The following is a 19418-nucleotide window of genomic DNA, read 5'->3' on the forward strand; positions in this document are numbered from 1 at the left end:
TTAAATTGTACTTGAAGCCCTAGGGGAAAGCAATCATCGTCGTTTTAGTATTGCCAGAGTTTCAAAGTGCCGCGTTCCTGGAAAAAGATCAAAGAGGTGAACTTCCAGCAATTCATATCGATCTGAAATTTTGGCCAGATCGCGAACTAAATTAGGGCACTCACAGCCTATGTAGTAAATCATTTCAGGGTAAGATGCCTTTTCTAGAAAAGCGTCAATATTCTTAAGTCCACTTCGTGGAGGGTCTATGATGAGAGTTTCACATTTCTCACTAAAGAATTGGTCAAGTAGTTGAGAGAAATGCTCGGGAGCTTTTCTTCCATAGAGGTTGAGCTGGCGATAACTTTGATGCTCTTTGACTTTAATATATTTTGTTTCAGTTCCATCGATGACGAGAGTTTTGAGGTGAGCGCTCGTGGCCGTTAAATTACCGCTACCACCAAATAAATCAATCGCATTACCAGACCTTTCTTCAAGGTGGGTGCTAAGCGTGAGATTCATTAATTGGTTCATTTTCTCATTAACTTGACTGAAGCCGCCATGAGCATAATTTTTATTGTGGTGAACTGAGACTTCATGATCTTTTAAATAGATTTCAAAATGTCCTTGGGCCTTGTCTTTAGGACCAATCTTCCTTTGCCAATTCTGATAAAGTTGATCAAATTTCTCTTGGAGCTCACTTCTTAAGAGCTTGCATTTTGGAACTTCAACGATACTTTCTTGAAGCGCGTCAAAGTAGCCAAGTTTATTTTCTTCAACATCGTAATGAAGCTGAATACGGTTTCTGTAACCAAAACGCTCACTGGCCTTGTGAATATGAATCTTACTCGAATCTAATTGCGATTGAATCGTTCTAAAGTGCCTCTTGAGGGCCTCTTCTTTAAAGACAACCTCTTGCTCGTAGTCGGTATGGAGATAGTGGCAACTGGGGCATTCATGAAAGTGAGGGCACTGGTCCTCGATTCTTAGATCGCTTTTGCGATCAACTTTGGTGGCCTTAGCAAAGTGAACTTTCTTCTTTGATTTAAGAATCTCACAGGTACCCGACTCCCCAGGTAGGGTTTTAGGAATAAAAATTATTTTGTCATCTTTTTTACTGACACCCTGACCGAGTGGGTCAATATGCTCAATTTCAAACTTATTTACTTTCACGTTGACTCTTTAATATGTAAGGTGGAAAAAGTAACCTATCAAATCTAATAGGCAATTAGTATTATCATAGTCTTATGTTTCAAATTTTACTGAAAATTCCATTTTTGTTAGAGCTCTTTTTTAACGGCACATTTATCCTCTTTTATACAATGAAGACGATGGACCGTTTACCTAAGTCAATCGATTCGAGTCTCGTTGATTGGGGTCTTCAGCATGGGGCTAAGATAGTTCCTTTCATGATCTTTTTAAACATCATAGTAAATTTTATCTCAGGTAAAGGCGTAGAAGACTTTCTAAGAAAGCACATCTTCTCGGTTCTTTGCTTTGTTCCTCTATTGATAACTTGGGGAGATATTGAATTTGCTTTTGGTCTAAGTGCTGCTCACTTAATTGCAACAGTGCTATCGCTTTATGATGAAGAAGACAAGTCAGAACAAAAAGAAGATGAGCAAAATAGGGGACCACAAAAACCATCTGAGTTTTTAGGTATTAAGTTAAAGCCAGCACAATTAGTTCTTTTATCATTTGGACTTGTTATTTTGATTGGAGCCTTTCTGTTGAAGCTTCCTGTTTCCAGTGTTTCTGGAAAGAGTATGGACTTTATTGATGCTCTCTTTATGGCCACTTCAGCAACTTGTGTAACTGGACTTGGGACCATCTCTGTTGCGAGTGATCTTTCTCTTTTTGGCCAGATCGTCATTCTTATTCTTATTCAGATTGGTGGACTTTCTATTATGACTCTTTACTCTTCAATGACTATTCTTCTTGGAAAGTCGATGAGGATGAAAGACCGTATTATTATGCAGGATCTTCTGGATGTTTCATCTCTTGAAGAGCTCTTCCATATGATCGTTGATATTGTTAAATACACATTCTTCTTAGAACTATGGGGTGGAATTGTTTTAACAATTGCATTTACTTTTGAAGGCTTCGAATTTTCTAGGGCCATCTATTACGGTTTTTTTCACAGTATTTCAGCCTTCTGTAATGCGGGCTTTGCCCTCTTTGATAACTCTCTTGAAAGTTATGCAACGAGCCCACTTATTCACGGAACAATTTCCGTCTTAATCACATTAGGTGGACTTGGTTTCATTGTTTTAAAAGAACTAAAAGAAGTTGCAACTGGTAATAAATCTCTTGTTCGTCTTGGAATGCACTCTAAGATTGTTATCGTTTCTTCTTTTGTTTTAACTGTAATGGGATTTTTCATAATCTTCTTTGGTGAGTTCTTAAATGCACTTGATAACTATACAGTTTGGGAAAAGGTTCAAGTGGCCATGTTTCAGTCTGTCACTTTAAGAACGGCTGGATTTAATACCATTCCATTAACAAATTTAAATAACTATACAATTTTTGCGATGATCCTCTTTATGTTTATTGGTGGTTCTCCGGGCTCAACTGCTGGTGGTATTAAAACGAGTACCCTCGCCATTCTTGTCCAGTCTATTCGATCTACTTTATCTGGTAAGAAAGATGTAATTGCCTTTGATCGAAAGATTCCTCCGCAAATTGTTGTTAGGGCAACGGCCCTGACCTTTATCTCCGTTTTCATTGCTTCATTCTTTGTCTTTCTTTTAATGAAGCTCGAACCGGAACAATCATTTTTGCCACTTGTTTTTGAAGTCATCAGTGCTTCTGGAACAGTTGGTTTAACCTTAGGAATTACAAGTTACTTAAGTTTTATGGGGAAATTTGCTATTTCTGTTTTGATGCTCATTGGCCGGATTGGTCCACTAACTCTCATTCTTGCTATTGGAGAAAAGAGTGGCTCAAAAGGAAATGCAGAATACCCTCATGGCCGAATCATGATCGGTTAAGAATAAAGAATTGGAGATACTATGTTAGTTGCAGTCATTGGACTTGGAACATTTGGAGCTAAAACAGCTGTACGTCTTTATGAAAAAGGCGCCGAGGTTATTGCGATTGATAAAGAGCAAGACCTTGTCGATAAAATTAAAGACCGTGTTACACATGCCGTGGCACTAGATGTTACTGAAGAGAGGGCCCTTCGCTCCGTTAATATTTCAGATGTCGATGTTGCCGTCGTCGCAATTGGTGACTCTATTGAAAGTTCAATTATGGCCGTAACAATGCTTAGAAAACTAGGGGTAGGTCGAGTAATTGCAAGAGCAACCTCAGTTCTTCACGAGCACGTTCTCCATGAAATTGGAGCTTCTGAAATTATTAAAGTTGAAGAAGAGATGGGGGAAATTATCGCCTCTAAAATCGTCGCGCCACACGTACTTCAGAGATATAACTTCGCCGCAGGTTATTCAATTGTCGAATTGAAGCTTGGTAAAAAATTTGAAGGAAAGACTCTCGTTGAAAGTAAAATTAGACAAAATTACAACTTAAATATCGTTGCCCTTCAAAAGAAAGTTCCATTTATTTCAGAGGATGGAAAGTCTTCTTATCGAGTTGAAATTAACGATTGTCCAATGCCTATGGATGTAATCGAAGCCGATGATATCGTCGTTCTCGTAGGTAGTGAGAAAAACTTTAATAAATTATTTGCCGAATTGGCAGAGGGGTAAGCCGTGAACTTATCACTAAGAAATAGAGTCGCAACGAGTTTTGGTATCGCTACAATTGTAGTCCTGATTCTTACTTTTATGGTCTTTCATTTTTTGAATTCACTAAATAAAGACATTGAATCAATTACTTTAAAATCAAACAGAGCTTCTATTCTAACTGATGAAGTTCGTATCTCTGCGGTTTCTATCATGAAGAGATCAAGAGAGCTTTTAGCAAGAAAGAGAAAGGCCAATACGGTAGAGAGGCTTTCTACACTATGTGATAGTTTCACTTCTCAACTTCAAGCACTTGATACACTTTATAAAGATGGAGATGCTAAACAGGCCGTAAAGCAGATGCTCTCTTATGTTGATTCTTTAAAAATCGTTCTTTCTAAGGCCTCTGTTTATAATAGAGATGACCCTGGAATGAATTCAATTGGAGATCTTGCGGATAAAATTCTTGATGCCTTTTCTGAATTTCAAGACATCCAATATGATCACAATTTAGATCGTGACAAGAAGATTAAGAAAATTATTGAAGAAACCAAAAGAAATATGATGATCACGTTGATCATCGGTTTCCTTGGAACAATTATTCTGGCCTTAGTTGTACCTGGAAAGATTGCACTACCATTTAAGAAGATCAAAGATGCTATTCGTGAACTTCAAGATTGTAACTTCGATGTTAGTATTTACTATTCACAAGATGATGAGATTGGAGAGATTGCTCGAGAAATGAATAAAATGATTCAGTCATTTAAAGTTTTCGAGGAACTTCGTACAGATAGAATCAATGTTGAGAATAGAAAATTTGATGTTCTTGCTAATATGGTTAGAAGACCAGTTCTTATTGCCAATGCTAAGGGAGAGCTTATTTATATGAATAATCAGCTCTACTCACTACTTCAAGTTCAATCTGAAGATGTAATTGGTAAGCAGATGGATGATACTGCACTTCCAAAATCTATTATGGAAACTTTTGAAATTGCGATTAAACGTCGTTCAAAAATTGAAAATGCTGAGATTGGAATTGTTGCGAAAAAAGAAATTGAAAGCAAAGATGTTGGAGAGGCCATTTCACATGGAGTAGAGATCACTGATGAGGTTGGTGAAGTCGATGCTCCTGTCGAAGAGGAAAGCGAACCAGAGATTGAATATGTTTATCAAGGTTATGCTAATGTCATTCCTATTAGAGGAAAAGATAGCTCTCTCGACTATTACCTTATGGTTATGTCAAAAGAAGTTTATGCATAAAAATGGCGCATCACGCGCCATTTTTTTTGCCCACAAATAGGTTTTGTTTTACATTTGTTTTAATGCACAGTGTTTTTTTGTCGAAAAACAGAGTTTTATTTGGCTTTTTCGCTCGATTGGCTCAATTTCTATATTAATAATTCCCATTAACTTTGCTAGAATGATGTGATTTTTAAAATCAAATAGACTTCATTGAAAGGCCAAAAATGATAGACAGGAAATTAATTAGAAACTTTTCCATTATTGCTCACATCGATCACGGAAAATCAACGCTTGCTGATCGTCTGATTGAGCATACAAATGCCATCACAGATAGAGAAAAAACAGATCGGCTTTTAGATAACATGGATCTTGAAAAAGAGCGTGGGATTACAATTAAAGCTCAAACTGTTCGTATCTCGTACGATGCAAAAGATGGAAATACATACTATCTCAATCTAATCGATACTCCAGGTCACGTGGATTTTTCTTATGAAGTTTCTCGCTCTCTTGCCTCTTGTGATGGAGCACTTCTTGTTGTTGATGCTTCTCAAGGAGTTGAAGCACAAACTCTGGCCAACGTTTATATGGCCATTGAAAATAATCTCGAAATCGTTCCCGTTCTTAACAAGATTGATCTTCCTCACGCTGATGCTGATCGAGTAAAGCAAGAGATTGAAGATGTTGTTGGAATAGATGCATTAGAAGCTGATGAAGTTTCCGCCAAATCGGGGATTGGAATTGATAATTTACTTGAAACAATTATTGAAAAGATTCCTTGTCCTTCAGGTAACCCTGATGCAGATCTTCAGGCCTTGATTTTTGATTCTTGGTTTGATCCATACCAAGGTGTTGTCTTCATCGTTCGTGTTGTACAAGGAACATTGACTAAGAAAGATAAAATTTATCTCAAACATTCTGATCAAGAGTATGAAGTTTTAAAACTTGCAGTTAACACACCATTTTTCACTGAGCTAAAAGAAATTGGAGCAGGTGAAGTTGGAATGGTTATCTGTGGGATCAAAAATATTCGTGATGTCAAAGTTGGTGACACACTTATTCATGCGAAGAAAAAGAACACTCCAAGTTTAGCTGGTTACGAAGAAGTAAAACCAATGGTTTTCTGTGGGATCTTTCCAGTTGATTCTGTTGAGTATGAAAATTTAAAAGATGCCCTCGAGAAATTAGCTCTCAATGATTCATCATTTACATATGAGCCAGAAACTTCACAGGCCCTCGGTTTCGGTTTTAGATGTGGATTTCTAGGCCTTCTTCACATGAACATTATCCAAGAGAGACTTGAACGAGAATTCCAATTAAGTCTCATTTCTACAGCACCATCTGTATCGTATCGAGTGAATTTAAACAGTGGTGAAAATATTGAAGTTTCTAACCCTTCAGAACTACCTGATGCGACAAAGTTTGAAACAATTGAAGAGCCTGTTGTCGCTATTTCTATTCACGTTCCAAATGAATATGTTGGAAAAATCATTAAATTATGTGAAGAGAAGCGCGGTATTCAGACTGGGATGGATTACATTACTGAAGATAGAGTACAAGTTAATTACGACCTTCCTCTAAGTGAGATGGTTTTTGATTTTTACGATAAGCTAAAAAGTATGACTAAAGGTTATGCTTCTCTAGACTACGACTTTAAGGGATATGCAGCCGCTGAACTTGTAAAAGTAGACGTTCTTCTCAATGGTGAAAAAGTTGATGCTCTTTCAATTATTAGCCACAGAGACCACGCCTATAGTAAGGGTCGTGCCCTTACTGAAAGACTTAGAAAAGTAATTGAAAGGCAGCAATTTGATATTGCTATTCAAGCTTCCGTTGGTGCGAAAGTTATTGCAAGGGAATCTGTTAAGGCCCTTAGAAAGAACGTTCTTGCTAAATGTTATGGAGGGGATGTTTCGAGAAAGAGAAAGCTCCTTGAAAAGCAGAAAGCTGGTAAAAAGAGAATGAAAATGGTTGGAAGTGTAGAGGTTCCACAAGAAGCTTTCCTTGCTGTATTAAGTATGGATGAGGATTAGATGGATACAAACCTTGAAAAGCACATTCAAAATGCTCTCGTGAAGTTTACTTCTAAAGAGTATTATGAAGATCTCGTTAAAGCGAAAGAAGAATACTTCACAAAAGCCGGTCAAGTTTTCGAAGAAGATGACGATTACGAAAATAGAATGAGCTCTTTTAACCTTTGGTACCTTCTACAAAGATTGCCGAGTAATTCTAATGCAACGTTAATGTCAAAATATATTGAAGAAGAAGAGGTTGAAGAAGAGGTTAAAGAATCTCTTCTTAATGTTAACCACTCTCTTTTTGAATATACAGGTCAAAGTTTTACTAAGAAGCATGTTCTTCGCGATATTTTACACGATAAGAAAATTGTTCTAGAGAAAAACTACATCATGCCTTCAATTGTAAAAAATGATATTTTCATGGGAAGAACAATTGATTTTAATAGCAAGTCATACCTTCTTGAAGGTATCACAACGGTTCCTGTTGATGTGAGGTCCGTTTTGATCAAAGAATCTAAAAAGGTAAGAAAGCTTCAGGATGATAAAAGGGACTTACAATTTCTTATGAAAGTAGAGGCCTTTAAGACAAAGTGGCGCAGATACGGCCACATTGATGCTAAAAAGATTTTTCAATTCAAATAAAAAAAGCCTCTCTTACGAGAGGCTTTCTTTTTTATACTTCTCTTTATTTATTTCTCCATATCTACTGATACTGTCATTTGTGCACGACTGCCTCTTAGGTTGTTCGATACTGCCTTAATTCGAAGTGTTGTTGCTTTTGCTCCTTGATTGGCATTGAGTTTAACGGCTTCTTCGACACCTTTTCTTAAAACTCCTTCTAATCTTGGAAGATCAATAACACGACCATTTGAAAGAACAAGGCTTGCTTCAAGTACGGTTGTATTATTATCCGCTTTAATTTTAATTGCTTTGATTTGCTTTGTTGGTAGTTGAATATGTCTTTCAGTTTCGATCCATTTTGATACTTTAAATGTTCTAAGTTCCTTTGTTACGATCTGTGGAAGGGGAGGTTGTTGTCTTTTTTCATCGACAATAAGAACGACTTTTCTAACTTTAATATTTCCTTTCAATTTAAGTTGCCATACTCCTTGTGAGCTAAGAGCTGGGTTTCTTAAAACGATTCTCGAGAATGTGCTTCTGTGAGAATCATCGAAGTCGTAGGGACGACCATCAATAATTTCTTTGAGAGAATCATCTTGGCCAACTGTGAGATGAACTTTTCCATGACCTTTTTTACTCTTGGCCACGATGGCAACTCTAAGGAGTTCTAGTCCTTTTGCTGTTTTACCTGTTTGTGCTTTTAGGAGTTGCTTGAGTTTTATAGTGCTCTCACCCCTTAAGTGTTCATCTTGTAATGGTAATTGGATTCTCTGGACGGCTGCTTGAGTTCCTAGTGCTGATAAGAGTAAACCGGCCAACAATACTTTTTTCATCATCCTCTCCCTCCCAGTTTGTGGATGTTGTGACTATTCATCAATTCGTTTGATGTTTGATCGTGATGAAAACAATAAAAGCAATTGTTATGCCAAAAATGGTTTATGAGATTTCAGTAAGAAGACGCGCTGCTCGGTGCAGATCGAACCGAGCAAAAAGGCACTGTGGTTTCAGTTTGTCCCGTGTTCGAACTCTTCTGCCTCTTTTAAGTTATGTTGCTTACCAAAAAAGAGAAATGGAATAACTCCTAAAAGGTTATTGAAGACAACGACAACAAAGAAAATATTAAAGAGTGATGCGCCATTACTAATTCCTGCATAGGAAAAGAGTTCATTGAAGATAAGGTGACCAACTCCTGCTCCAGATGGTGAAATTGGTACGGCTACAGCGATAAGACCAATTGGAATGAACGTGAAGGCCTGAGTTAAAGAAAGATCTTTTCCGTAGAATCCCTTCGTTAAAAGCCAAAAGGCCATAATGTTACTAAATTGAAGAAGCATACTAAAAAGAAGACATTTGATTGTCGTCTTTTTACTTTTACCAATATGCCAAACTTGCTCCATGACATTGGCCACTTTTGGACCAATGGCCGGAATCTTATTAAGAATTTGAAGAATAGGTTCTCTAATTTTCTTTGGTAGAAAAAGAAGAGTTATAAAAACAATTGATCCCAAAAAGAGAATGAAGTTAAAGCTGATCAGTCCTTTCATTTGTGGGCTAATCGCTACCATCTCTTTATAGTCAAAGATTGTAAAAAGCCCCATGAGAAAGAGAAGTCCTATAAGTCCTAAAATTCTATCAATAAGCACTGATGAAAAAAGAAAACTTCTATCAAAGTTCTTATCTAAGTCTTTGGCATAAACGAGCTTGAGGAGGTCCCCACTTACTGCACCTGGCAAAACAGTATTAAAAAGCAGTCCTATCCAAGTGAGATTGAGCGCCGCAAAAGGCTTAATTGGTTTAGAGGCCTTAAGATCTAAAAGCCATTTCCATCTAACAGATGATAGAGCAGCCTGTGTAATAATGAGAACCACACCTAGATAAGCGATCGAACCACTTGAAAAAGCTTTTTTAACAAGCGTAAAATCCAACTTTCCGCTGTCATACATCCAGTAAATAATGGCCGCAGCGCCAAGGAATTTGAGGGCAGTTTTGAACATAAAGAGAACCTATTTTACTTTGAAAAATACGTTTTATAATGCGAAAAATAAGTGCTATTGTAAATAGGTTTTATAAAATAAGAATTGGAGTAAAATATGAAAGTATCAGTAATTGGAACGGGATATGTTGGTCTTGTTAGTGGAACATGTTTCGCTGAAATTGGGCACGATGTCACTTGTATTGATATTGATGAGAATAAAGTACAAATGCTTAAAGATGGAAAATCTCCAATATATGAACCAGGTTTAACTGATCTTTTAGAAAGAAATATTGAAGGAAAGAGATTACATTTCTCTACTGGTTACGAATCAGTTGGTGAGGCTAAGGCAATCTTTTTAGCGGTTGGAACTCCTTCAAGTGATGATGGGCAAGCTGATCTTACTTATTTAAGAGCTGCTGCTGTTTCTGTCGCAAAAGAACTTTCTGATGATGCAATTGTTGTCATAAAATCAACTGTACCTGTTGGTACATGTCAGATGATCGAAGCCCTTGTAAAAGAGAACACGAATAAAAAGTTTCATATTGTGAATAACCCAGAATTTTTAAAAGAAGGTTCAGCGGTTGAAGACTTTATGAGACCAGATAGAGTTGTTATTGGTCGTAAAGATCAGTATGCAGCAGATGTTATGACTGAACTCTACGCACCACTTGTTCGTCAAGGTAATCCAATTTATATGATGTCTAACTTGTCTGCTGAAATGACAAAGTATGCAGCAAATTGCTTCTTAGCAACTAAGATCTCTTTTATCAATGATGTAGCAAAACTTTGTGACTTCACTGGTGCCGATATTAATGAAGTGAGAAAGGGGATTGCCTCTGATCAAAGAATTGGTGGTCACTTTCTTTACCCAGGTCCAGGATATGGAGGAAGTTGTTTTCCAAAAGATGTTAAGGCCCTTATGTACACGGCAAATGAATACGGTATGGACCTAAGAGTTGTTCGTGCAACAGAAGAGGTTAATGATGATCAAAAAGTTAGGCTTTTTGATAAGATGAAAGCTCACTATGGAGATGTAAAAGGTAAAACATTTACATTTTGGGGTGTTGCTTTCAAGGCCAATACTGATGATGTTAGAGAGACTGCAGCAATTTACATGGCCAAGGTCTTAACTGAAGCTGGTGCAACAGTTCAATTTTTTGATCCAGTTGCTTCTGATAACTTTCTCAAGCTTATGGGAAATAACGACAAGCTAATTCGTTTTGAAAATAAGTATGATGCTCTTAAAGGAAGTGACGCTCTTGTTACAATGACAGAGTGGAGAGAATTTAGTTCTCCTGACTTTTCTGAAATCAAAGAGAGACTAAACACTCCTGTTATTTTTGATGGAAGAAATCTGTACGATACTCAGAAAGTGCTCGATGCTGGTTTCACTTACTATGCGATTGGAAAATATATTCCAGCAAACGAGAAGTAGAAAGTGAAAGTCAGTCTTATCCAATTAACTTCGGTATTAGACTATAAAAAAAACTTGGAGAAGTTAGAAGAGCTTCTCCAAGTTGCAAAAGATAATCATTCTAAAATGGCCTTTCTCCCTGAATGCTTCTATTCGCTTTCAGATGGAACTGGACCAACTCCTTACCTTGTATCTAATAATAACGAGCACTATAAAAACATTCAAAACCTCGCCAAACGTTTTGATCTTTATTTAATAGGCGGATCTGCTGCTACAGAAAGTGAAAAAGGTATTTTAAATCGTGCCTATAACTTTTCACCGCAAGGGGAAGACCTTGGTCACTATGATAAGAGATATCTCTTTTCGTGTGATATTGTTCGCGATGGAAAGAGAAAGAAAGTCGATGAAGGTGATATCTATACAAGAGGTCAGAAAGAGAAATTGATTGATGTCGATGGCTGGAAAATTGGTCTAGGGATTTGTTTTGATATTCGCTTTCCTGAACTTGCGAGAAGTTATCGAAATCAAGGTGCAGATATTTTGACTTTCAGTTCCGCTTTCACTGTTCCAACTGGTCAAGCTCACTGGCATTTACTTAATAGGGCAAGGGCCGTTGAAAATCAAAGTTACGTCATTTCTTCAGCGCAGTGGGGGAATCATAATGAGAGAGTCAATACTTTTGGTCACTCCCTTTGTGTTGATCCTTGGGGCGATATTCTTTGCGATAATGGTGAAGCTCAAAATGTTATGACAGCAACTCTATCTAAAGAACGTATCCAAGAAGTTCGCCAGTCTGTGATAATGGGTTAGTCTCTTTTTACGAGAGTCTTAACTTTACCAAGTCCATCAAGATATTCAATTTGATTATTATTTAAAGAAGAAAAATACTTTCTTAAGCTCATTCCACTTGGTCCGTCATTAAAGATGATCAGATTTCTGTAATCATTGATTTCGTAAGATTCGTAAACTTCAATCGTGTTACGGCTGTGAACATAGGCCTTCCCATTTTGAACTTTAAATTTCAAAAGGCCGTCTTCATCATACCAACTTCCTTCTAGCTTACCCATAAGCGGGTGGCATGAAGTGATCATGATAAGAATAAGGAATGTGATTAAGTTCTTTATATTTGTCACGGAATATTTATGCCATAGTCTGATTTTCATGAAAAGTTAAATAATCTTAATGATTTTAAGTTTCCGTTAAGATTGTAATGCACAAATATTCGAATTTCATTACTTTTTTAATAATGTGCGCTTTTTGCCGATGAGAGAAGGGTAAAATAAGAAAACAGGAGGCATTTATGGGAACGACTGAAATGATTATTATTGGAGTTGTCGCTGGCCTGTGCTTCGGTGGTGGAGCAATTTTTATGACACTTCGCTTTTTCTCTGATGAAGTCGAATATTATGAAAAGACTCATCCAGACGAAAATGTCATGCCAATGCGCCCTCATGAGAATCAAGTGACGGAAGCCGAGGCTCGTCTAGGTGATGACACTAAATCTGCTTAATCAAAAATAGGGATGCCCTTTCTACATGAAAGGGTTTTCTCCCTTATCGTGTTCTGTTAAATCAATTACTTCTTCAATTTCAGGAAAGTGTCTCTTCAAGAGAGTTTCGATTCCATCTTTTAATGTGGCATTTGAGCTAGAACAGCCTTGGCAACCACCTTGAAGTCTTACATAAACTTTGTTGTTGTCGATATCGACGATTTCAATATTTCCCCCGTGGGCGGCAAGGGCCGGGCGGATTTGCTCATCTAATATATGTTCTACTTTTCTAAGCATAATAAACTCCTTATTTTTTTATTATATACCCTAAAGTCAAAGCTTCGGAAACTTTAAGAGTTCAAGTTGACCGAGGGCACTGTAAGTCGCTATTTCGACTCTCAAGATATGTTCAGAGATTTTAACTTCTTCATATCCCATCTCGTTAAAGTTTTGAAGTTCTTTTGCTGTCCATCCTCTCTCTGAACCAATTGCTAATTCAATGGGCTGACTAAAGTCTATAGAAAAGTCTTTAAAGCTCTTTTTAGCAAAAGGACTTAAAATAAATTTTTGCTTCATCTTAGGGCCTTGGTCTCTTAGCCCGCTAATATGATTTGAAACGTTAACTTCAGGCAATTGATAGAGGCCGTTTGATTGAGAAAGTCCTAGATGAATAAGTTTTTCATATTCTTTATTCAAAAAGAGATTTGATTTTGCATAACTCTTTTCGCTCAACTCAGAAGTAAAGAAATGAAATGATCTAACTCCTAAAGAAGTTCCATGCTCAATAACTTTCTTGCACGTCATAGGTCGTGAAAGGCCTACAGTTAAGTGAATATCAGCTTCTCGACCTACTTTTGTTTCACTCTCTAGTTCAAAGACTGCGCAGTTCTTATCGATTGTTAAAATCTTAGCCTCGCAAAGGCCAACGTTTGCTATGGTCACTTTAAGTTGATCACCTTCACCGAGTTTTAAAATCTTTTGAATATGCTCAGCTCTAAGTGAACAAGAGATCTTTGCTAACTTAACATCTGATTGTGTTTCAATTTCATCTTCAAATATGACGATTCGATTCATTTTAATCCATCTTTTTGATGACTTAGAAGAGCTCTCTGTAGTCTCTTCTTGCTGTATTCTTTATTTATGGAACATAGCATACACTTTCACCAACTCGTCAAGAATCAATCACACTCTGCAATTATTATTGCTCCCACTGGATGGGGAAAGACTTCTCTTGTTTTCGATTTATGTAAACGCGATAAAGTTGTGTTTATTAGCCCTCTAAGAATTATTGCTGAAGAAGTCTTTGATCGAGCGAAAAAGAACCTAAATACTTTTTACCTAAGTAAGCCGGAAGATGTCTCAGCTTTTTGTCGTTCAAAGAGAGGTCTTCTTGTTGCAACAGTAGAGAAAGTCTTACAGTTTCAAGAGTTACTTTATGGCAGGGAGCTTCTCTTTGTTTTGGACGAATTTCATTTATTCTGGCTTTGGCAGTCCTTTCGACCGAGCTTAGAAGAATTACTTATGGGAGTGTGTTCTCATAGTGAAAGGTTAATGGCCCTAAGTGCTACTTTTGGTCCCGAACTAATTAAAAGGGCCGGAGAATATTTTCATGGTCACTACTTAAAACAACATGTCATTGATTTATCAAGGTCCCAGTCTTCGAAAAAAGTACTCCATGACCGTTGCTCATATTATCTATCTAAATATCGTTTTTTAAAAATGGCTTCTTTTCTCATTCAAAGAGATGGGGTTAATACTCTTTATTTTGTTCGATCAAGAAAAGAAGTTGATTTTGTTGGAGAGTATTTTAGAAGGCAAGGACTCAATGTTTTAACTTGTAAAGGTGGACAAGTTGGCCAGTTCTACGAAGAGGTAACTAAGGTTTGTTCACCATTTGTTATTGTATCAACCTCTGCTCTTAGTCATGGTGCCAATCTTCCTGTACTTCGAAATATTTTTATAAGTTATCAGGTAAGGGCCAGTGAAATGTTTTTTCAAATGAAAGGAAGGGGCGGAAGAGATAATAAGGGCTTCTCCTTTTATCATAGAAATCCAGGTCCGATCGAATGGAAATGGTTGTTGATATCATTCATCTTTAGTACGGTTATAGGAGATATTCTCAGCAATAAACCTAAGATAAGAGATGAAGACAAAAATAGAAGGTATTCTTCTTTCAAAGGTCCCTTATGGAGATCGACATATTATTGGAAAGCTACTTTTAAGAAGTGGAAAGAAAATTAGTGTCCTCTTTTACGGTGGTCAAGGAGGAGGCTCTAAGAAGAAGTCTTCAATTTTGGAATTGGGGTATATGCTACAAATTGAGTTAGGGCATAGTCGATCGACTGAACATATGTACAGGGCAAAAGAAACAATTCTTCTTTGGGCCCACGAAAAAATTCGCTTAAATCATAAGGCCTTTTACTTAACATGCTTTTATCTTGAAATGTTATCGAAGCTTGCTCTTGAAGATGATCTTCATGATGAGCATGGTGAATTTGATCAGTCTTCAGCAGGGCACTTTCGAGTTTTGAGTAATGCTCTTTTTTATCTAGATCAACAATTAAAGAAATCTAGTTTTAGTGAGTTGGATCAGGTCTTTATCTTTTTAACAAAGCTTTCTATAGAGACAGGAGTATTCCCAGATGTGAAACACTGTGCTCTTAGTGGTGAAGAATTAAGTAAAATTGAAGACGTGATACTTTTAAGTGAACAAGGTGGTTTTGCTGATCTCACATGTATCAACTTAGAAGATCAACAACATTATTTTTTACAGGGAAAAGATCTTTCAAAGTGGATGCGCTATATTTCTACGACCAAGTATGGAGAGATCGAGGAGCTTGGCATTCCTTCAACCTCTCATGTGCGAGCATTACTTTCTTTTTTATGTTTTCAATATCAATTTCAAGAAAGTGATTTTAAATCTTTGACACTATTTCTTTAAACACTCTATTGAAGAGAGTACTTCTTTAAGATCGCGACCATATTTCTTCAATAGATAGTCTGTTACTAGTGTCGAGGCCGTATACATTTTGTCATTACAGGCGAAGAAGTAATTCATTTCATGGAAAACGAGATCGTCTTTTCTATAAGTTAGTCCCATTGTTGCGCTCTTACCATTTTTCGTGATTTTTTTGATTTCAAATGGGTAAAACGATATGAGTTCGCCACTATTCTTTTTAAGCCAATTCTCTTTTATCGACTTATATTTGTCGTAATCACCCCAGAAGTTCTTCTTGGAAATATCCTTGGCATCCTGCTTTGTATTGTAGATAGAAAGAACAACACGTTTTGATCCTGTATCTGGACCCCAAATCATGAGGGGAGCATTGAGGAAACTCTCAGCATATTGCCATTCATTTGGGGCATCAAACCTTAAGGTTTCTGGCCCAATCTTAAGGGTAACTTGACCTAGGCCTAAGACTTGGGCTGGACTTAATAAAAGCGCAAATACAATAAGTTGAGCCTTCTTAGTTAATCTTACTAAATACTTCATTTTCTTTTTCATTTTGGCAGTCTCACTTTTTATTCTTTTTTCCATCATACCTTATGGCAATATCGTAAAAAGAGAAAAAAATATTTAAAGATTTTTTGACTTTTATACGATCAATCTAAAGACAAAATTAAGGAACCGTAAAGGAAAATTGAAGTTGTTTATGAAGAGAATTGCTGCCATTACACTTACTCTAAATTTGTTTTTTACAACTGCCTTTGCTCAGTTGGCTCAGCCTCCTTTTAGGTATGTTGATCAACCTTCTGAAGTGAAGACTATCTCAAGCGAACCTGAGGCTCTTGCTGAAGATGACCTAATCAATGGAAGTGAAGATGTTCTTGCTTTCCATGATGCTTACATCGCCTTTGGAAAGAATTGCTTAGATAAAGAGGGAAAAGAACTTGCTCCTAATGTTTTTATTGATGCTAAAGTTGAGGCTTGCTCAGCTGAGGCCGATGCTCTTGCTAAGATGTATGAGGATTTACAAGAGAAGGCTGACTTTGAAGATGATAAGTTAGTTTCATTGGCAAATTGTTCTTCGAAAAAAGGTTTCAAAACAATTGAAGATCTTATTGCTGGTGTTTCAAATGCCAGTTCTAAAGTTTCTTGTACTGAAACAAGAGATGAGAATACTTGCTTTAGTGATCTTGGATGTAACGTTGCTCGATCAGTCTTTAAGGTCACAGATAATGCCAACTGGATGCTAAAAAAACTTGGTGGCAAACTTAAGAGTAAAATCATTGATTCAGGATATGCAGATCAAAGCTGTTTTAATAACAGTGAAGGTGACTGTATGTCCGATCTTGTTAATGCATTTGCAGGAAGTCTCATTGGAACGGGAAAGAGTTTATGGTCACTCGTTAAAAAGAGTTTTAACTTCTTTGGGGATGTCGCAACAGGTGAAGCTTTGGATAATGTTTCCAATAATCTTCATAAAGCAATGGATCAAAGTTCAAAAAGTGTTACTAGTTTTACAAATGATCCTTTTGCTTGGATAAAAAATAAAATTATGTCGGGAATCAAGTCTATTAAGACTTGGGTAAAGGCAAGTGTCTTCTGCCAGAAGTGGGAGGGAATGCCATATAACTCAAATTGCTCCGAGCCACTTGAGCAATTTGAATGTCTCGATTGTAATGACTCTCTCAATGCTGTTTGTGGTGCAGTTGGAGTTCTTGGTTCAGAGATGATTGTAATGGCCCTAACTGGGGGAGCAGGGACTGCTCTAGGAGTAGGAGCTAAACTTACTGCAAAGTATGCAAGTTCTGCTTTTAAAGTAAAGGCTCGAATTTCTGCAATGACTCCTGAGTTAAAATTTTTAAAAGGTAAAAAGAAAGCTGACGCTAAGGCGAGCAAGTTAAAAGGCAGTCTGAATAAATCAAATGCCTTTCTTGCGGCATTTTCGAAAGTAAAAGCAAAGGCCATTGAGAAATCTCTAGGTCTCTTTAGTCCTGAAAAAATCGCTCTAGCAAAAGCAAGTTATGAAAAAGCGAAGAGAGCGAAGAGAATCGCGGCTATCAATTCTAAAAAAGCTGGACAAGTTGTAGCTCAAAAGGCTGCAAAAGCTGTCGAAGTGGCAGTGAATACAGCAACGAAGGCGAAAGAAGTTGTCGATACTGTGAAAAATGCAACAGGTGTTAAGTGGGTGGAAGATAAACTTGAAAATTCCTATAACAAAGGTCAAAAGTTAACTGAAGCTGCCCTTTATTTTGGGACGGGAAAGAAAGTTCGTCTTAGAAATTCTGGTAAGGGTGATATCGTTCAAATTAAGCTCGATGAAGATGGAAGTCTTTCAAAGATTACAATCAACATGGAAAAGGCGAATAAAGTCGGCCAAGTTTCAGCAAAAGTTGTTCACGCCAGAAGACTTTATCGTTCAGCTACAAAGACAAATGCGAGAGTAAAAAGTGATACATTTATGGATCACATTAAAGATCAAGCAGAGACTCTTAAAGAAAGTGTAACGGGTTCTGGAAATCATGGCCATCAGACTGCAAAAAGTAAGAGTGAGCCAACAGCTCCTTCTCAATCGAAACAAAATGAACACCATCAAAAAGAAGAAAATACTAATGGCAGTGGTGCATTGGGTGTAAGACAGTTAGCCCGCTTAGGGAAATATGAAAAGAATCTCGATCCTAGAATTGCTGGAAATGTACCTCTACCTGTTAAAGCAGCTATTAAGAGAAGAATTCCTTCAAAAACATCGACTAAGAAAAAAATGGCGCTTGGAGCTGTTGTCGCTGCTGATGTTTCTAATAAGATAAATGAGAAGAATAAAGAAATGAAGAATGATCTATTCTCTAATTCTTTTGCGGATGAAAATATCGAAGATGAAGTTAATCATGTTCTAGAGAGTTCATCAAAAGTAAATTTTTCTAAGCTTGCTAAGAATGAGAGAAGTTTGGAGACTGTGAAAGAAGCTTTAAATGTTAGTGGATCAAATATTGATCACCAAGTACTCAGTGATAGAGTCTCTAAAGCGGCCGAAGCTTTCTCGGAAGGAAATAGAGATAAGTTTGTTTCGGCAATCTCTAAAAAGACTGGTGTCTCAAGTAAAATGGCCAATGAAATCTTTGAAGAGAGAAAGCAAGAGGTTCTCGCGGCGAAAGATTACTTAAGCAATTATAAGAATGATCTTTCAAATACAATTAAGTCTGCTGTGAGAGATAGAGAAGATGCATCTCGTAAAAAGAGCAATGATCAAATGATTGCAAATCTCGAACAAAAAAGAAGAGATCTTGAAAAGAAAATTGAAAGTGCTCAAAGTGATCTAAGTGGCAGTTCAAATAAAAGAGTTGCCGCTAAAAAGACTGAAGTAGAAAGAAGTCAAAAAGAAGCTCAAACGCCATCACGTTCAATCGCTAGCGTAGCTCCTTCAAAATCATCTGGAAGTTCAACTCGCAATGCTGTCGCTCCAAGACAAAGTTTTTCTTCTGGGTCATCTGCAAGCTCTGGAATAAGTGCTCCCGCTCCAACTTCTGCAGAGTCATTTTCTGATGTTAGTTTTGTAGATGAAGGACGATCAAATAACCTAGAGAAGAATAAAGATCTTTCTAACTTCGCGAAAGAGAGCGATACTGAATTAGCAGACGCCTCTGAAAGTTCAACACTTGCCGTTAGCTCTAAAGATGAAGAGATTCGCCCGAAGGCTTCGAGAGCAAAGAAGCTAGATAAGATTCTTGATTTTAAAATGAAAAAAGATTTAGCCAGTGGGGTTGAGATTCCATGGAGTATGAATGATATCGCTGCCGTTAAGGGAGAGCCACTGCTTAAGGAGAAACTTTCGCAATTGATCTCTAAACAAGAGAAGGTTAAGCGCATTGAAAAGCAAGAAGGTAAGGGCTATGTCCTTCATATTATTGAACTTATGAATGGTGATAAGATCACTGTGAAAGAGAGTTCAGGTTCAATGGAAATTATGGACATGGCAAGCTCACTCGAGCTAGATAATAAATTGGTTAAAAATTAGACCTTGAAAATAAGCATGCCTCGTTTACGATCTTTAGAATTAAA

General features: G+C 37.1%; 18 protein-coding genes. 11 read left to right on the top strand and 7 right to left on the bottom strand.

Annotated features, from left to right (window positions below; all coding sequences use genetic code 11):
* Positions 1-33: 33 nt before the first annotated feature.
* Entirely contained in the window at positions 34-1152 is a 1119-nt protein-coding gene (locus HBN50_RS05870; RefSeq protein ID WP_273868610.1) for a class I SAM-dependent RNA methyltransferase, read from the bottom strand.
* 74 nt (positions 1153-1226) lie between these two features.
* On the opposite strand from HBN50_RS05870, the gene HBN50_RS05875 reads away from it, so the two are divergent.
* From HBN50_RS05875 to HBN50_RS05895, 5 genes are all read left to right on the top strand, one after another.
* Positions 1227-2969, top strand: a complete 1743-nt coding sequence (locus HBN50_RS05875; RefSeq protein WP_273868611.1) for a TrkH family potassium uptake protein — start codon at positions 1227-1229, stop codon at positions 2967-2969.
* Between the two features lie 21 nt (positions 2970-2990).
* Complete coding sequence (locus tag HBN50_RS05880; protein ID WP_273868612.1) at positions 2991-3686, top strand: potassium channel family protein; 696 nt, start codon at positions 2991-2993, stop codon at positions 3684-3686.
* Positions 3687-3689: 3 nt separating this feature from the next.
* Positions 3690-4922 (top strand): HAMP domain-containing protein, encoded by a 1233-nt coding sequence (locus HBN50_RS05885; protein ID WP_273868613.1) that lies wholly within the window; start codon positions 3690-3692, stop codon positions 4920-4922.
* 206 nt (positions 4923-5128) lie between these two features.
* Positions 5129-6934 (top strand): translation elongation factor 4, encoded by a 1806-nt coding sequence (gene lepA, locus HBN50_RS05890; protein ID WP_273868615.1) that lies wholly within the window; start codon positions 5129-5131, stop codon positions 6932-6934.
* Positions 6935-7561 (top strand): hypothetical protein, encoded by a 627-nt coding sequence (locus HBN50_RS05895; protein WP_273868617.1) that lies wholly within the window; start codon positions 6935-6937, stop codon positions 7559-7561.
* A 47-nt stretch (positions 7562-7608) separates the two neighbouring features.
* Here the strand turns inward: HBN50_RS05895 and HBN50_RS05900 are convergent, their stop codons facing one another.
* Together HBN50_RS05900 and HBN50_RS05905 are read right to left on the bottom strand one after the other, a co-directional pair.
* Complete coding sequence (locus HBN50_RS05900; protein ID WP_273868618.1) at positions 7609-8376, bottom strand: hypothetical protein; 768 nt, start codon at positions 8374-8376, stop codon at positions 7609-7611.
* Between the two features lie 168 nt (positions 8377-8544).
* Positions 8545-9534, bottom strand: coding sequence for a lysylphosphatidylglycerol synthase transmembrane domain-containing protein (locus HBN50_RS05905; RefSeq protein WP_273868619.1), 990 nt, complete (start codon positions 9532-9534; stop codon positions 8545-8547).
* 96 nt (positions 9535-9630) lie between these two features.
* Between HBN50_RS05905 and HBN50_RS05910 the strand changes: the two genes are divergently transcribed.
* Together HBN50_RS05910 and HBN50_RS05915 are read left to right on the top strand one after the other, a co-directional pair.
* Positions 9631-10950, top strand: a complete 1320-nt coding sequence (locus HBN50_RS05910; RefSeq protein ID WP_273868620.1) for a UDP-glucose dehydrogenase family protein — start codon at positions 9631-9633, stop codon at positions 10948-10950.
* 3 nt (positions 10951-10953) lie between these two features.
* Positions 10954-11739, top strand: a complete 786-nt coding sequence (locus HBN50_RS05915; RefSeq protein WP_273868621.1) for a nitrilase-related carbon-nitrogen hydrolase — start codon at positions 10954-10956, stop codon at positions 11737-11739.
* Here HBN50_RS05915 and HBN50_RS05920 read toward each other — a convergent pair.
* The gene (locus tag HBN50_RS05920; RefSeq protein ID WP_273868622.1) at positions 11736-12062 is read right to left on the bottom strand and encodes a hypothetical protein; all 327 of its coding nucleotides are present in this window, start codon (positions 12060-12062) and stop codon (positions 11736-11738) included. The genes HBN50_RS05915 and HBN50_RS05920 overlap by 4 nt on opposite strands.
* 167 nt (positions 12063-12229) lie before the next feature.
* On the opposite strand from HBN50_RS05920, the gene HBN50_RS05925 reads away from it, so the two are divergent.
* A complete protein-coding gene (locus tag HBN50_RS05925) occupies positions 12230-12439 on the top strand; it encodes a hypothetical protein (protein ID WP_273868623.1) in 210 nt (69 codons plus the stop codon).
* Between the two features lie 21 nt (positions 12440-12460).
* On the opposite strand, the gene HBN50_RS05930 is transcribed toward HBN50_RS05925, so the two are convergent.
* Both HBN50_RS05930 and HBN50_RS05935 read right to left on the bottom strand, forming a co-directional pair.
* Complete coding sequence (locus HBN50_RS05930; RefSeq protein WP_273868624.1) at positions 12461-12715, bottom strand: NifU family protein; 255 nt, start codon at positions 12713-12715, stop codon at positions 12461-12463.
* Positions 12716-12751: 36 nt separating this feature from the next.
* Positions 12752-13492, bottom strand: a complete 741-nt coding sequence (locus HBN50_RS05935) for an RsmE family RNA methyltransferase (RefSeq protein ID WP_273868625.1) — start codon at positions 13490-13492, stop codon at positions 12752-12754.
* A 66-nt stretch (positions 13493-13558) separates the two neighbouring features.
* Here HBN50_RS05935 and HBN50_RS05940 point away from each other — a divergent pair, with 66 nt between their 5' ends.
* Positions 13559-14659: a DEAD/DEAH box helicase gene (locus HBN50_RS05940; protein ID WP_273868626.1), complete on the top strand. Its 1101-nt coding sequence runs from the start codon at positions 13559-13561 to the stop codon at positions 14657-14659.
* Positions 14562-15359: a DNA repair protein RecO gene (gene recO, locus HBN50_RS05945; protein WP_273868628.1), complete on the top strand. Its 798-nt coding sequence runs from the start codon at positions 14562-14564 to the stop codon at positions 15357-15359. The genes HBN50_RS05940 and recO overlap by 98 nt, the downstream gene beginning before the upstream one ends.
* Here the strand turns inward: recO and HBN50_RS05950 are convergent.
* The gene (locus HBN50_RS05950) at positions 15348-15923 is read right to left on the bottom strand and encodes a hypothetical protein (protein ID WP_273868629.1); all 576 of its coding nucleotides are present in this window, start codon (positions 15921-15923) and stop codon (positions 15348-15350) included. The genes recO and HBN50_RS05950 overlap by 12 nt on opposite strands.
* Before the next feature lie 148 nt (positions 15924-16071).
* Between HBN50_RS05950 and HBN50_RS05955 the strand changes: the two genes are divergently transcribed.
* Positions 16072-19374 (top strand): hypothetical protein, encoded by a 3303-nt coding sequence (locus tag HBN50_RS05955; RefSeq protein ID WP_273868630.1) that lies wholly within the window; start codon positions 16072-16074, stop codon positions 19372-19374.
* Positions 19375-19418 lie beyond the last annotated feature (44 nt).

The organism is Halobacteriovorax sp. GB3 (assembly GCF_028649655.1).
Classification (GTDB): domain Bacteria; phylum Bdellovibrionota; class Bacteriovoracia; order Bacteriovoracales; family Bacteriovoracaceae; genus BSW11-IV.